General features: G+C 33.1%; 13 protein-coding genes. 11 read left to right on the top strand and 2 right to left on the bottom strand.

The features are described from left to right. Nucleotides 1-3: 3 nt before the first annotated feature. The 3 genes from arcC (at nt 4) to G7084_RS00645 (ending at nt 1,744) form a co-directional block, all read left to right on the top strand. On the top strand, nt 4-939 hold the full coding sequence (gene arcC, locus G7084_RS00655; protein WP_166009106.1) for a carbamate kinase: 936 nt from the start codon (nt 4-6) through the stop codon (nt 937-939). 300 nt (nt 940-1,239) lie between these two features. Next, nucleotides 1,240-1,440, top strand: coding sequence for a hypothetical protein (locus G7084_RS00650; protein WP_166009104.1), 201 nt, complete (start codon nt 1,240-1,242; stop codon nt 1,438-1,440). Nucleotides 1,441-1,456: 16 nt separating this feature from the next. Then, the gene (locus tag G7084_RS00645; protein WP_166009102.1) at nt 1,457-1,744 is read left to right on the top strand and encodes a DUF2922 family protein; all 288 of its coding nucleotides are present in this window, start codon (nt 1,457-1,459) and stop codon (nt 1,742-1,744) included. Between the two features lie 184 nt (nt 1,745-1,928). Here G7084_RS00645 and G7084_RS08405 read toward each other — a convergent pair whose 3' ends face one another. Continuing rightward, nucleotides 1,929-2,105 carry a helix-turn-helix domain-containing protein gene (locus G7084_RS08405; RefSeq protein WP_166009100.1) on the bottom strand — a complete coding sequence of 59 codons (177 nt, stop codon included), beginning with the start codon at nt 2,103-2,105 and terminating at the stop codon, nt 1,929-1,931. A gap of 361 nt (nt 2,106-2,466) precedes the next feature. Between G7084_RS08405 and G7084_RS08325 the strand changes: the two genes are divergently transcribed. The 5 genes from G7084_RS08325 (at nt 2,467) to G7084_RS00620 (ending at nt 9,735) form a co-directional block, all read left to right on the top strand. Then, on the top strand, nt 2,467-2,598 hold the full coding sequence (locus G7084_RS08325) for a hypothetical protein (RefSeq protein ID WP_281346934.1): 132 nt from the start codon (nt 2,467-2,469) through the stop codon (nt 2,596-2,598). A gap of 171 nt (nt 2,599-2,769) precedes the next feature. Then, nucleotides 2,770-4,347, top strand: a complete 1,578-nt coding sequence (locus tag G7084_RS00635) for a hypothetical protein (RefSeq protein ID WP_166009098.1) — start codon at nt 2,770-2,772, stop codon at nt 4,345-4,347. A 239-nt stretch (nt 4,348-4,586) separates the two neighbouring features. Next, on the top strand, nt 4,587-5,537 hold the full coding sequence (locus G7084_RS00630; protein WP_166009096.1) for a glycosyltransferase family 2 protein: 951 nt from the start codon (nt 4,587-4,589) through the stop codon (nt 5,535-5,537). Between the two features lie 5 nt (nt 5,538-5,542). Next, nucleotides 5,543-7,435 (top strand): DUF6020 family protein, encoded by a 1,893-nt coding sequence (locus G7084_RS00625; RefSeq protein WP_166009094.1) that lies wholly within the window; start codon nt 5,543-5,545, stop codon nt 7,433-7,435. A 29-nt stretch (nt 7,436-7,464) separates the two neighbouring features. Beyond that, nucleotides 7,465-9,735 carry a DUF6020 family protein gene (locus G7084_RS00620; RefSeq protein ID WP_166009092.1) on the top strand — a complete coding sequence of 757 codons (2,271 nt, stop codon included), beginning with the start codon at nt 7,465-7,467 and terminating at the stop codon, nt 9,733-9,735. A 205-nt stretch (nt 9,736-9,940) separates the two neighbouring features. On the opposite strand, the gene G7084_RS00615 is transcribed toward G7084_RS00620, so the two are convergent. Then, nucleotides 9,941-10,876: a glycosyltransferase family 2 protein gene (locus tag G7084_RS00615; RefSeq protein ID WP_166009090.1), complete on the bottom strand. Its 936-nt coding sequence runs from the start codon at nt 10,874-10,876 to the stop codon at nt 9,941-9,943. A 259-nt stretch (nt 10,877-11,135) separates the two neighbouring features. Between G7084_RS00615 and G7084_RS00610 the strand changes: the two genes are divergently transcribed. The 3 genes from G7084_RS00610 to G7084_RS00600 are packed head-to-tail and all read left to right on the top strand — an operon-like array spanning nt 11,136 to nt 14,741. Further along, nucleotides 11,136-12,089 carry a glycosyltransferase family 2 protein gene (locus tag G7084_RS00610; protein ID WP_166009088.1) on the top strand — a complete coding sequence of 318 codons (954 nt, stop codon included), beginning with the start codon at nt 11,136-11,138 and terminating at the stop codon, nt 12,087-12,089. A gap of 7 nt (nt 12,090-12,096) precedes the next feature. Continuing rightward, nucleotides 12,097-12,516 carry a hypothetical protein gene (locus G7084_RS00605; RefSeq protein WP_166009086.1) on the top strand — a complete coding sequence of 140 codons (420 nt, stop codon included), beginning with the start codon at nt 12,097-12,099 and terminating at the stop codon, nt 12,514-12,516. Between the two features lie 26 nt (nt 12,517-12,542). Next, complete coding sequence (locus tag G7084_RS00600; protein WP_166009084.1) at nt 12,543-14,741, top strand: peptidoglycan recognition protein family protein; 2,199 nt, start codon at nt 12,543-12,545, stop codon at nt 14,739-14,741. Nucleotides 14,742-14,874 lie beyond the last annotated feature (133 nt).

Genomic DNA, 14,874 nt, shown 5'->3' with positions numbered 1-14,874 from the left:
ATAATGACAAAACGTGTAATCTTCGCACTTGGTGGTAACGCCATTTTAACTAAAGATGCATCAGCAAAAGCACAACAAGCGGCCTTAAAAGATACGGCGCAAAAATTGGCTGGGTACGTTAAAGCTAATCCAGATGCTCAATTGGTAGTGACTCATGGAAATGGCCCTCAAGTAGGGAATCTCTTATTGCAAGGTGCGTTAGGTGCGACAGAAAATAATCCAGCGATGCCATTAGATACAGTAGGTGCGATGACTCAAGGAGAAATTGGGTTCTGGATGGCTAATGCGTTAGATGAGCAATTAGAGGACAGCCAGGTCGTGACGGTTGTGACCAGGACAGTTGTTGATGGGAAAGATCAAGCTTTCCAAAATCCAACAAAGCCAATTGGAATGTTCTATCAAGAAGCAGAATTAGACGAACTTAAGGCTGCGCACCCTGATTGGGTCTTTAAAGAAGATGCAGGTCGTGGATTCCGCCGGGTGGTTCCATCTCCAAAACCGATCAATATTGTAGAATCAAGGTCAATTGAGAATTTGGCTAATTCTGGTGCTGTATTGATTGCTGGTGGTGGGGGCGGAATCCCTGTAGTGAAGACTGAACATGGTTACGATGGAGTCGAAGCCGTAATTGATAAAGACTTTACAGCTGCGAAGCTAGCAGAAGTTGTGGACGCGGATGAGTTAGTTATTTTGACAGCCGTTGACATGGCCTATATCAAATTTGGAACACCGGATGAGAAGCCATTACGCGAAATTTCAATCTCAGAAGCACGTAAGTATGTGGACGATGGAGAATTTGCAGAGGGTTCAATGAAGCCAAAGATTCTAGCTTTGATTTCGTTTGTTGAGCGGACTGGTAAGCGAGCCGTAATGACTAGTTTGGAAAATATTGCTGAATATGGTGAAAATGGTCGAGCTACTGTGATCGTGCCAGATTAATTGAAAAAGTAAAGTTTTGGCTAATACATTATGGATTAGTGAGTAGGCTCTGTTGGTTAAAAATTAATATGCATTCAAAAGAATCATCAATATTGATGATTCTTTTTTGCTCTGGAATGTAAAAATAAAGGCCGACTGAAGGACCTTAATCAAGCGGCTTAAAATACTCTATTTACGTGGGTATACACGCTTTTGAAAAAGAATGGATCATTTTGGAATTTAGTGGCGTTATTAGAGATATCCATGGAAATTCAAAGTAAACGCAGCAGTTGTTGGCAATATAGGAAAAGAGGACGATAAATGATTCCACAAAGTTTCAAAAAAATTAAAATGGTCGGCTTGACTCAAAAAGATGAAAGAATCATCCGCTATTGGGCAGTTCGTTCAAATGTGTCAGAACATCAGATTCGCGAACTAGCTAAAATTTTTTTAGAGCTTGGTTTAGAAGAATCAATCTCTGAAATTAAGACCATTGATACTGTGACGTTGAGCTTAATTTAAAATAAAGGAGCGAATAATGGTAAATCAAGAAAAAATAAAGCAAACAGATTTACAGCTTGAATTAGTGTATCAACTTGTTGATGGGCATGAATTTATATTAAAAGTGAATAATGTCATCGATAGTCTCACTAAAGAACAGGTAAAAAACATCATGGAACGTTTAATGCATTTTGAATGGATCACCGATTTAAAGGGGAAAACACGTTTCCCCGCAGGAATGAAGCCTAAATCAGCACGTTATACACATCGTAATTATCAAATGATTTGGCAACAAAGTGATAAAAATAATAGTTGGATGAATTAAGCCAAAAGGGTCGGGTTTTACCCGACCTTTTTGAATGTGAAATTTGAAAGTGTTTTTTTGGAAAAATAATCGGTTAACTCATGAATAAAAAGGGCATACCAATTATGGAAGGTCAAGGATGAGCTAGATGATAATCCAATAGGGAATTGGCTAGCTCTAATGAAACTTCAAGTGCAATGGTCATTTATTTCCAAAGGACCATGTAGGTAAGGATACGACGTTTAAAGTTAAGGAGATTTTGATTTGATGATTTACTTAGTGCATCAAGCCGGAAATTTAAAGTGTTCCGACGGATATGAAGGCTATCAGCCGCTGCTTTGATTTTCCCATTATGTTGAATTAATTCATTTATGTTACTCATAATTAGCGGCGGTCTCCACCATATAAATCTAGGATAATTATCTAATTCATGATGGTATAAATTTTGGTTCAGTAGCGCTTATGTTGATTTTTAGTGCCGTCCGTTTAAATATTAACCAATTTTCGATTTTAAGGCTTAGAATCGGTTTATATATCAATAATTGCGTAAATCTATAAATATGATTGTTAGAATAAACTTACTTTTAAATAGTATAAATGCTTTATTACAGTTGATATGAGAATAAATTGCCCTTTTGAAATACAACATTATTTTGTTATGAAATAACTTACGGCGGAGCCGTCATATTTTACGAACGGACTTTCGAATTGAAACCAAAAAAAGTTAATTTAAGGAGTATATCATGGATGATACAAAATCAAATAACGGCATATCGCTGTTTGCACTGATTGTAATGGTTATTGTCAGAACAATTGAAGCCTTTTATTTGGAACTATCTCAATTTAGTTTAGGTAAGATAAAAAAAAGTAACTGAAGATAATTTATGACTATTTTTAAAGTTTATCAATTTAGAATCATCTGCTATAAATTAATCAGCTATTTTAACTAGATGCATGTTAATGTAAGTATAAATAAAATAATGTAATATTTAGTTTATTAAATTAATGAATAACTAACCCATCAAAAATGGGAGTAAGGGTGCAAGATGCGTATTTTTAAAAAAATAAATTGGGTTGAATATTGGACATCTCATATTTTTTCATTTGGACAAAAGGACGGTCTCCCATATACGGAAACTTTATATTTTAGAACTGATGGTCGGATTCATTTTGGTCAAAAAACTAGTTCAAATGAAACTTATTGGCGATTAACTTCCACGCAGTTGGAGATTTTAAATGAAAATATGGAAGTTACGACAACCTTTGAACTGGATAAAACATTACAAAAACAGTGGATTGGCACATTTAAATTAGATGAAAATATTCATCATGTTTTGAATGAGGTTTCAGAAATCCAAGCGATTGATACATTAATAAATGATGCAAGTTTGAATTTAAATAAAAAAATTGAACAAGCGCAATTACAACAATTCAATCAGCTCCATGCATGGTTAAAGCCCTCAAATACACAATTAGTTAAAATAGCATTTGTGGTTAATGCAGTAGAAACTTTAGATGCACTTATTCCGTTGATGCTTGCAATTAAAGAAAATGAACAATTTGAATTAAAAATATTAACATTTAATCGTTTTTTTCGAGGCGATGAGCAACTAAATTCAAAAACATTAGTTGAGCAAAAACTAAGTGAATATGATTTGACGCCGGTCTTAAATTCGAATACACCTACATTAGATTTGGAACGTTTAAGTAATTGGTCCCCAGATTATTTGGTTCGACAATCAGAATGGGATGCCGATTTCCCTGCTGCTTTTGCGGTGAAAAACTTGTGGTGGACTAAACTGATTCATATTGCTTATACCGTCTTGGAAGATTTTATTGAAAATCCAAACTCTAAATTACCATTTTATACACAAGAATATTATGAAAATATTTGGCGAACCTTTATTCCAGAACAACTAGATGATGAGGCGATCAACGTTTTAGATAAAACATTTATTCCACGTGAAACTTATCAAGCCGTGGGTTCTATTAAAGCGCTTCAAATAAAAAAAACAGAACCGGTATGGCCAAACAATAATAATGCTCTATCACGAGTAATATGGATGCCACACCATTCAGTTGAACCAGGTTGGTTTCAAATGGGGACATTTATTGATTATGCAGAGACTATCTATAATTGGGCGGTGGACCATCCGAATATATCAATTTTATTAAATCCCCATCCATCATTAGACATAGTTATTAAACAAAATGATTTATCGATGTCAATTGAAGCATATAATAGTTTTATAGACCGTTGGGAAAAACTACCGAATACTGAATATCTAGTAAAGCAAAATAGTTATCCGGCGGTAGCAGCATCTGATGTTATTTTGACCGATGGTATTAGTATTTTATATGAAGGTCAGATTTTAGAAAAACCCATTGTTTACTTGGAGCGCTCAGATCATGTTAAATTTACACCGGCTGGTGAAAAAATGATGCGAGGGGTTCATCGTGAGAATAAGGTAGAAAAAGCACTACAAAAAGTTGAATATTTACTGCATCAAGCTGATGAATTAAGAGATCAACAAATTGAAAATGTAAAACCATGGGTCTCAGATGCACACCCAGAACAAAAAATTATCAATGCAATATTAACCGATTTTAATAATGGAAATTAAAGAGCAGGTCGTGTTTACTAAAATAAACATGGCCCGCTTTTAATTTAAAGCTGTTATTAAAAACGAAAAAATAGATTTTAAATCGACATTAATAGTATTTAGTTTAACGGATCTTTTTAATATAATTTCTATGAAAATCATTAAGGTCCTTTTATATTGTGGAATTCAGACGGATTATTAGATAGAATAGAGTTTGGTAGATTAAAAATAGTATATAAGTGAAAGTAAGGATTAATTAAATGGATAAATTAGCAGTGTTAATTCCAGCCTATAATGAAGAACAAACAATTGAAAAAGTAGTTAAGGACGTCTTAGAAGTTACGCAACAAATTCCAGAAACTAAAATTTATGTATATGACAATAATTCTAAGGATAAGACTGTAGAATTAGCTATTAAAGCAGGTGCCGTGGTCCGACATGAATTTGCACAAGGTAAGGGTGCGGTGATTAGGCGCATGTTTCGTGAGGTAGAAGCCGAAGCATACATCATGATTGATGCAGATGATACATATCCAGTTGAAGCAATTCCAGAAATGTATGCCAAAATTGTTGATCGTGGTGTTGACATGGTTGTGGGTGATCGGTTGTCGTCGACATATTTTGAAGAGAATAAACGTCCGTTCCACAATGTTGGGAATAGTTTGGTACGTTGGTTGATTAATTTCTTATTTAAGACGGATATCCGTGATATTTTGACAGGTTACCGTGGATTTAGTTTCCGGTTTGTTAAAACTTTCCCAGTACTTTCACGTGGATTTGAAATAGAAACTGAAATGTCAATTCATGCAACTGAGAAAAAAATGCTGGTTGAAAACCAAATTGTGACTTATCGTGACCGTCCAGAAGGTTCTGAATCAAAGTTAAGTACGGTTGGTGATGGTTTAAAGGTCTTAAAGACGGTTATCAATTTATATCGTGGATATCATCCATTTGCTTTTTATGCGATTTTTTCAGTTCTTTCATGGCTTATTTCATTTACACTGTTCATTACAAGAGTATGGGTACCATATGCTGAAACAAAATTAGTGGATAACATGCCAAGCTTAATTGTCTCAATGATTTTGTTGGTATTAGGAGTGATTGCGTTCTTCTCAGGTTCAATTTTGAATGCGATTCAAACTAATGATAAGCGGTCATTTGAATTATCATTAATTTCAGCTGATGAACGATTCCGGGATACGAGTAAGTAATTAAAATGGATTTAAAATTAAATAGTAGATTAATTTTGAAGACGGTAATTTTAAGCATTTTATTTTTATTAGCTGGAATTATCGCAACTAGTCTTCCAATCACAAAAATTAACCAAATAAATAATAATAATATTAGTGATTTTTTTCAAATGCATTGGCTATTGATTCTAATTGTTATTCTAGTAGTAATATGTAGTAATTTCGAACAAAGTGGATATATAGAATTAGTCACTGGTATTTTTTTTGGTTTTTTAAAAGTGAGTGCAGTTTTTGCCCATTCATATACAAATTTAAAATTACCACAATTTTCAGAGTTTCAAATTTTAATAGTTACTTTGCTAATAGTGAGTTATGGTATTTTTTATTGGCGTATTATTTTATGTTTAAATGTGCTCATTGTGAAATTAAGGAGAATAATTAAACAAAATAATGCTAAATTGAATCTTAAGTGGTGGTATATTGTGTTCATACTGCTTTTGATGTGGTTACCAGTAATGCTTGTATTGGCACCTGGGACCACAACATTTGATGGTCAGAGACAAATGGATGAATTCTTTCATACAAGTGTTACTAGTTTGAATTTTAGGTATATGGCCACCAATCATCATCCTTGGTTTGCTACGCTTTGGGAAGGTTCATTACTTAAGTATGGAATGCAATTATTTGGCGGTGGAATTAATCAAGGATTATTGGTACATTCCTTAGTTTTGATAATTATCAGTTTGGCAGCATATACTTATTTGATTATGAGTATTAAAAAATATTTTGGACCGATCCAAGCAATTCTAACAACTATTTTTATTGGCATTTTCCCACATTTTATTAACTATGCTGTCCTCTTTGAGAAGACGGGTTGGTATCAGGCTTTTTTTATTGTTTTTTTTGTCAGTGTATTTCGTTTAAGTAAAGCGGATGATCAAAAAATTAATTTAATTCTATTGGTCTCTAGTGGGATTTTGACTAGTTTATTTCGTAGTAATGGATTTATGGTAGTATGTGCAACTATGTTGTTTGTACTACTTTTCCTAGGGCGTAGGCTTCGTAATACTTTTCTATGGGTTGGGATTATAATTCCAGTTTTAATTTGGAGTAATATCTTCATTCCTATGATGCATGTTATGCCATCTTCGCCAGCAGAAAAGATGAATGTGCAATTTCAGCAGGTTGCTCGAATCTATTCGCTACATAATTCGAATATTAGTAATTCTGATAAAATGTCAATTAACGCAGTATTACCAATAGATAATATTAAAGAATATTATCAAGATGACAATGGAGATAATTTGAAACAAATTTATCCAATTAGTAGTTTTTTAATTACGGATCACGATATTCTCAAAATGAGAGGGAATTGGGATTGGTATAATAAACAGAGTTATAAATACAACATTAAGGCCTTCAGTATCGTATGGAAAAAATTAATATTACAATATCCTGAAGATGCGATAATGGCTACTATTCGAAATAAGTCGATTGATTTGAGTCCGGGATTAGATCGCGGTAATGATATTTCCTTATTTACAGGTGGGTTGACCGATTATTTCGTATTGGCTAATAAGTGGACTCCACAGTATTACAAACTATTTGGTAATTCAAAATGGGTAAATACTCTTCAAAATTATTACAATGCTTGGGCTCAGAACCCGATACTATCTATTTTTGTTAATACTGGGCTGTATACATGGATTATCATAGCGCTTGTTTTCATGTGGTTTAGAAAAAAAGAATGGCAGAATATTCCGTTTATATTAGGGATAACTTTTTCTGCAATGATCAATTTTGCAGGAGCTAGGAATGGCGATTTTAGGTACTGTGTTCCTATTGTAGCTCTCTTACCTTTGATAATCTTGATTTATTCTGAAATGATGGAATATAAAATGAATAGAGAGACAGTGTAGACTATTAATAAAATTGAAAGACGGAAAGTATGGAGAAAATAAATAAGTATGTTTTGAGTAAATTGTTCATTGTAATCTTGGTAGCGTTAGGGACTAATCTTTTTTATACACGTGGAATTAACGTAGAACAGCTAAATGATTTTTCGGGTACTTCGATTATCCCTATTTTAGCGATGGTTATCTCTATTTTGTTACCAATTACCAATAATATTAGATTATTTATGAAACAATTCCTAATTGGATTGGTAATTACAGGAGTATTTTTTTATCTGGGTTATCATAATGTGGGACCGAATTACAGTGTTGTTGAAGCTCGATATATTTGGAATGGATTGGGAATTATTGGTTCATCCTTGTTCTTTGCACAGTTAATAAACGAGTGCAAAAATATAAGAATGATTAATTGGCAAACAGGCTTAGTTTTAGCTAGTGCTTTTGGCATGGGGGTATTAATTGATAAGCCGCAAGTTTATATGTTAGCCCCAATTGATTATATTTTTACTTTGAAATTAAACTTAATTGATGGGTTAATATGGCTTATATTTATGTATTTAATATTGGTAAAAATTAAGCCTCAGCCAATTAAGATTATCCAAAAGATCGTATTAGTTATTTTTACAATTTTAGTTACTAGTGTGTACGTAATTGGAATATCAATTGATGTTTCAGGAGATTTAATCTTTTTGCAAACGCATAAAAAATTTTACGTTATCGCAACAATTTTAATGTTGATTGTTTTATATACATTAATTGAAAGGTTACTAATTTTTTTAAGTCATAATAAATCAGTTGATCATGATTTTAAATTTAGTAAGCTCACTTATAAAAAAATACTAATTATTAATTTTCTTTTGTGGATCCCATATATTTTATCTTATTTTCCTGGTACGGTTGGCTTTGATGGAATGAATCAGTTAGCTGAATTCTTTATAATTCATGCACAAGATGGAACACAATACTATCCAACTAATCATCAACCATGGTTCACAACATTGGTAATGGGTGGGGTAGTTAAATTTGGTAAGCATATTTTTGGTACTTTTGCCGCAGGTATTGGAACTTATTCAGTATTGGTAATAGTTTTTGCAATGTTCACTAATCTAGCAATTGTTAAATTAGTCATATCAAAGAAGAATGATTTATGGGGCTGGGCAACATTTATATTTATTACAATTTTTCCGATTTTTCCGTATTGGTATATGACTTTTGATAAGACTGGATTATTTATATTAATTTTTGCATGGTTTATGATTAGTAGCGTACCTATGTTTGAGGATGATAAGTTAAATACTGTTCAAATCATTAAAATCATTTTCTGGGGTAGTTTGTTGGTATTGTTTAGGAATGATATGATTTATGTTGTTTTCATGTCATCTATTATTGGATTTATATTCAATAAAAATACTAGAAAACACTTATTTTGGATTCTATTAATGATTAGTTTTATTTATCTTGGATGGAATAAAGTGTTAATAAAATCTATGGATTTGGTTCCATCACCGCAAGCTGAAATGTTGTCAATTCCAATTCAGCAGGTCATACGATCATATCGCGAAACACCTGAGGTGTTTTCAAAGAATGAAATTAAAAAAGTTAATACGGCTATGTCAGCTTTAGATTTAAATTTAAATCAAATTTCAAAAGAATATAATTACGGATTAGCTGATAATACTAAATCACAGTTAACTGGTAGTGAGTGGGTTTGGCAATATAGTTTACCTAAAAATGATAGAAAACGGCAGGTGACTTTACAAACACAACTAAAGAAGGAAAACAAACATGTCAACCTTTTGATGTCTGTTTGGAAAAATAATTTAACACAAAGCCCGCTGAGTTATTTTACAGCTACATTTTCTAATGTATACCACTATATGTATATATTTGGTATTAATCATGGAAATGGTTATCGATTAACATGGAATGGTAACGTAGTTAATAGTAAACATTTTAAATCTAATTTGGTTCATAGTTATGATTATGAACTTATAAATGAAAAACAATCTGGTCTGACAAGTTTCGCAACGACTATGCGTAAAAATATGGGTGAATTAATTCATGCACCAATCATTGGCTTTTTCATGGTTGCTGGATCCTGGGGATTAATTATATTATTTATTTTACTAGATTCAGTTTTTTGGTGGAAAAAACAAAATGCGTTCATAGTAATTCTAGTAACACTCGTTTTTTTGGTTAATTTTGCTGGTCCTGTTGATGGGGGACTTCGTTATATTTTCCCTTTGATGTTAACGATGCCAATTATATTAAGTACTTTGAAACGAAATAACAAAAAATATATTTAACATTGCATACATTATGTTTATAAAAAAGCATAAGTAATTAAATTGTAATTTGGGTAATTAGCCGTCGACATTTAATCGTGGCTGATTACCCATTTTTTGTATTTTATATATAAACTATGTATTATTTGTTTTTAATTAAAATTTCTGTTATAAAAAAGAAAGTTAGGTCGTTAAACACTAACTTTCATGGGAAATATACATAATATTACTTTCTTTTAATTCTACGGGCGATATAAATTGGTCTCTTTTTCACTTCAAGATAAATATTTGCAATATAGCGGCCGATGATACCAAGACTTAATAATTGAATACCAGCTAACATTAGAATAATTACTACCATTGATGTCCAACCGTTAATTGCTGCTCCAGGATCAATAAAATGGCGAATGAATAGCACAATTGTAAAAATAATTGAAACACTAAACGATAAAATCCCAAGCACGAAAGAGATAATTAAGGGGAATTGTGAAAAACTAACAATACCTTCAAAGGAATATTTAATTAACTCCCAAAAAGACCAGGATGATTTTCCGGCAATGCGATTAACATCTTGAAATTCAATATACTTTTGTTTAAACCCAACCCAGGCAAAAATTCCTTTTGAGAAACGATTATATTCTTGCATTGATAAAATGACATCTACCATTTGACGAGTCATAATTCTATAATCACGGGCACCCTCCACAATATGGGTATCCGATATCTTATTAATAATTTTGTAGAATAAAATGGAGAAAAAACTACGGATAATCGGCTCGTTTTTGCGATTAACACGACGTGTACCAATTGTATCCCAGGAACCAGAAACAACACCCGCCAACATTTCAGGTAATAGTTCAGGCGGGTCCTGTAAATCAACGTCCATAATTGCGATATATTCTCCAGTGGCCTGCTCTAGGCCAGCAAACATCGCGGACTCTTTTCCAAAATTTCTAGATAATTCAATGAAATTGACAGCTTGCGATTTTGTTTGTAATTCTTCAAGGATTTGGATCGTGTGGTCACTTGATCCATCATCGATGAACCAGTATTCAAAATCATATTCACTTAAATTTGTATGAATCAACTCCAAGGCATCGAAGAAATACGGAATTGCTTCTTGTTCATTATAAACAGGAACAATAATGGATAATTTGGCCATTAATAATCCTTCTTTCACTTTTAAGGTTTTGTTTATTTTAGCATATTTAAATTTTCTTGGAAATCAGACTGATGGCTGATTATATCGTAAAACCATTAAAAATAAATAAATTACTTTCAAAACATTGATAGATGGCTTAAAATTTAGTTGAGTGAGCAATTTTTTAGTTAAATTGTTTGGCAGATATCATAAAATCATTAATCTTAAATAAAATAGAAGCTTACCCAATTAATATTTAAAAACACGAGGAATATATTTAATGACCGAGAATAAAAAACTAGCAATCGTTTTGCCAGCATATAATGAGGAGTTGGTAATTGAAAAAACAACACATATATTACTAGATATCATGGACCGGATGATTAATGATCACTTAATTAGCTCTAAAAGTGTAATTACATATGTTGATGATGGAAGTAAAGATCAAACGTGGTCATTCATGCAAGGGTTGCATGAACAAGATTCTCGTATTCAAGGGATTCATTTTAGCCGAAATTTTGGTCATCAAAATGCTTTAATTGCGGGATTAACGGAATATACCGATACTGATTTTGACTATGTTGTAACATTAGATGCAGATTTACAAGATGATCCACTGGCAATTATTGAGATGGTGAAACTTGCAAATTCTGGTAAAAATATTGTTTATGGAGTTCGAAATGATCGAACAACCGATTCCTGGTTCAAGCGATTTTCCGCGCAGAGTTTTTATAAAGTTATGAATATTTTGGGAGTTCAGACGATTCCTAATCATGCTGATTTTCGGCTAGTGGATCAAAAAGTTTTAGCAGCCTTTGGAGAATATAATGAACGGGATATGTTCCTTAGAGGCATTTTTCCATCAATTGGCTTTAACTCAGCGCAGGTGTTTTATGCAAGAAAAATTCGTGAAGCCGGTGAAACTAAATATCCTTTGAAGAAAATGATAACATTCGCCCTAGATGGGATTACCTCATTTTCAGTACGACCAATTATATTGGTTCGAAATTTGGGATTAATTATGGTGACAGTTAGTGGACTATTTTTATTGTACACACTCTGGTCATATTTTTGGGGTAATGCAGAAGATGGTTGGCCGATGCTAATGGTTTCAATTTGGGCAATTGGTGGTTTGCAACTATTGGCAATTGGAATTGTTGGTGAATATATTGGTAAGATTTTCATGGAAGTGAAGCATCGGCCACGATATATTATAGAAAAGTATTTAAAGTAGGTGGAATATGCTAAAAAAAATATTGGTTGGGTTTACTAGCTTATTAGTAATAGTTGGGATAGCTTCTGGGTCCTACTATTTAGGAAATAGTCGTAAAGAGGATGCTTCTAAGAAAGTAAGTAGCGCGCAAACGAGTGAAAAAAAAGATCGATCAAAAAAAAGTTCATATTCAGTAGGTTCAAAATTTAAACCATCTGGTGAAATGGGACAAGCGGTAGCAGATCAATCATCCTTAATGACATCAAAGACAGGTGTGCCAATTACGGAAGATAATATTAAAGATGCTCGTGAACAATTACAACAACAAGGAATTGATGATGGGGCATTTTCAGATTTGGATATAGCTAAGGTTATTGATAAAGCTAATAGCGATAGTCTTGATTTAAAATCAGCAGTCAAAGCGATTTATCCTCATTACTTTGATTAAATTGTTTAAATACGTGGAGAAGAGAAATGAAATTAACAAAATTCGTTGGTGTTGCTGGTATTACCTTAGGGATTGGGATTGTTTCTAATAATCAGCTAATTAGTGCCAACACAGTAAATGACTATATTTTAGGTCAAAAATTCCCAAAATTAAAACGACAAAACAATATTAATCAGTGGCTTAATAATCCTAACTGGGAAGGTGTTAACATGCATTACCGGAAAGGTAAGCCAGAGGGTGTGGTTGTACACGAAACCGCTAACGCCAGCGATAAATATAATAAAAATGCAATTTGGGATGAAATTAATTACATGTTAAATAATGCTGGCTCAGCTTTTGTTCATTCCTTTGTGGATGCTAATAATGCGGTTGAAATTGCTAATCCTAGTTACATGGCTTGGGGTTCGGGAGCCGAAGGGAATCGCCGATTTATTCAAACTGAATCCACGGAAGTTGGTAATAAGAAAGATTTTGCACGTGAAATTTGGAATATGGCAAATCTACAGGCGGATTATTTACATCAATTTGGACTCAAGCCTTCACTTGGTGGAACGGTATGGAGCCATGCCATGGTTTCAAGTAATCTAGGTGGGACAGATCATACAGATCCTAATGGATATTGGGCAAGTAGCGCGGGTCAGTTTTTTAATTCAACATATACTATGAATGATTATGAGTATTTATTGGAACGCGTGTATCAATCAAAAAATGCCAAATATAAGGTGGGTCAGAAGGTTCAAGTAGCAGCTTTTGCGACCAACGAAGCGAATGGTTATGATCTTAGAAATCATCAAAATTGGGTTGGAACGATTAAATCAGTTGAAAATTCGACGACATCTAATTCAAATCATGCTTATTATATTGATTATGGAGATGGTAATGTCAATATGCATGTTTTGGAACAGGATTTGAAGACTGCTCCGGCAGCTAAGTTTAAAGCCGGGCAAAAGGTTCAAGTTTCATATAATGCAGGTTCAGAAACTAACGGTTTCTCCTTGAAAGATAAACAAGGTTTAGTTGGAACAATTAAGTCGCTTAAAATTAAAAATCACAGTTATTCACACTACGAATATTGGATAACTTACAGTAATGGAACACGTAGTGAACACGTAGCTGAGCAAGACCTTTCGAGTCAAATTATAAACGCTAAGCCTAAGTATAACGTGGGACAGAAGATTCAAATTAGTAGTAATGCGACCAATGAAGCAAACGGATATGATTTAAGAAATCATCAAAATTGGATCGGAACGATTAAGTCTCGAGAAGCTAAAAAAGCCTCTGTATCTAATTTTGCGTATAGTGTTGATTACGGTGACGGTTCTCATAATGATCACGTCTTAGAACAAGATTTAAAGACTGCTCCGGCAGCTAAATTTAAGACGGGTCAAAAAGTTCAAATTACAATGAATGCTGGGTCGGAAACCAACGGCTTTTCCTTAGTAGATAAACAGGGATTAGTAGGAACGATTAAGTCGGTTAAAATTAAAAATCATAGCTATTCGCATTACGAATATTGGATAACATATAGTGACGGAACTCGTAGTGAACATGTGGCTGAGCAAGATCTTTCAAGCAAAATCATTAATTTGAAGGCTAAATATAGAGTTGGTCAGAGAGTTCAAGTCGGATTGAATGCCGAAAGTGAAACCAATGGTTTCTCATTATTTGATAAACGTGGCCTAGTCGGGACCGTTAAGTCTGTTAAAACTAAAAATCATAGCTATTCGCATTTTGAGTATTGGATTACGTATAGTGATGGAACACGTAGTGAACATGTGGCTGAACAAGACCTTTCAAATAATATTGTCCCTATTAATCCGAAATATAAAGTAGGTCAAAAAGTTAAAATTGCCAATAACGCTGTAAATGAAACCAATGGCTTTAATTTGATGAATCATCGTGGTCAAATCGGAACTGTGAAATCATCTAAAATGAAAAATTATAGCTATTCGCGCTATGAATACTGGATTGTATATAGTGATGGAACACGTAGTGAACATGTAGCTGAACAAGATTTAACAAACAATCTTTCTAAAAGCAGCCTAGCTATAACTGAAACCATTTCTAGTCAACAAACAACTAGTTCTAGTTCCTCTAATACTAATTCAGTGAAGAGCGAGAGCTCTAGTTTTATTTCGGAAATCAAACCTGATTTCAAAAAAAATTCAGAATCTGAAAATTCATTAAGCGATACATCAAAATCAAATAGCGATAATAATAAATAATTTATCTTATATAATCTAACAACAGAATTAAAAATTTAATAGCATAAATGGACGTAAGAATTTCGGTGTTAACCTAGAATTTATACGTCTTTTTTTTATACGCCTATTTTTGTTTTAAAAACAATATTTTAGT

This window comes from Weissella coleopterorum (genome assembly GCF_011304355.1).
Lineage (GTDB): Bacteria > Bacillota > Bacilli > Lactobacillales > Lactobacillaceae > Weissella > Weissella coleopterorum.
The sequence above is the reverse complement of the archived record's forward strand: the minus strand, read 5'-3'. Positions and strand labels throughout refer to the sequence as shown.

Bases quoted from the DNA above. Each gene is read 5' to 3' on its own strand.
- arcC (WP_166009106.1), top strand. From the start codon at position 4: ATGACAAAACGTGTAATCTTCGCACTTGGTGGTAACGCCATTTTAACT.
- G7084_RS00650 (WP_166009104.1), top strand. From the start codon at position 1,240: ATGATTCCACAAAGTTTCAAAAAAATTAAAATGGTCGGCTTGACTCAA.
- G7084_RS00645 (WP_166009102.1), top strand. From the start codon at position 1,457: ATGGTAAATCAAGAAAAAATAAAGCAAACAGATTTACAGCTTGAATTA.
- G7084_RS08405 (WP_166009100.1), bottom strand. From the start codon at position 2,105: ATGAGTAACATAAATGAATTAATTCAACATAATGGGAAAATCAAAGCA.
- G7084_RS08325 (WP_281346934.1), top strand. From the start codon at position 2,467: ATGGATGATACAAAATCAAATAACGGCATATCGCTGTTTGCACTGATT.
- G7084_RS00635 (WP_166009098.1), top strand. From the start codon at position 2,770: ATGCGTATTTTTAAAAAAATAAATTGGGTTGAATATTGGACATCTCAT.
- G7084_RS00630 (WP_166009096.1), top strand. From the start codon at position 4,587: ATGGATAAATTAGCAGTGTTAATTCCAGCCTATAATGAAGAACAAACA.
- G7084_RS00625 (WP_166009094.1), top strand. From the start codon at position 5,543: ATGGATTTAAAATTAAATAGTAGATTAATTTTGAAGACGGTAATTTTA.
- G7084_RS00620 (WP_166009092.1), top strand. From the start codon at position 7,465: ATGGAGAAAATAAATAAGTATGTTTTGAGTAAATTGTTCATTGTAATC.
- G7084_RS00615 (WP_166009090.1), bottom strand. From the start codon at position 10,876: ATGGCCAAATTATCCATTATTGTTCCTGTTTATAATGAACAAGAAGCA.
- G7084_RS00610 (WP_166009088.1), top strand. From the start codon at position 11,136: ATGACCGAGAATAAAAAACTAGCAATCGTTTTGCCAGCATATAATGAG.
- G7084_RS00605 (WP_166009086.1), top strand. From the start codon at position 12,097: ATGCTAAAAAAAATATTGGTTGGGTTTACTAGCTTATTAGTAATAGTT.
- G7084_RS00600 (WP_166009084.1), top strand. From the start codon at position 12,543: ATGAAATTAACAAAATTCGTTGGTGTTGCTGGTATTACCTTAGGGATT.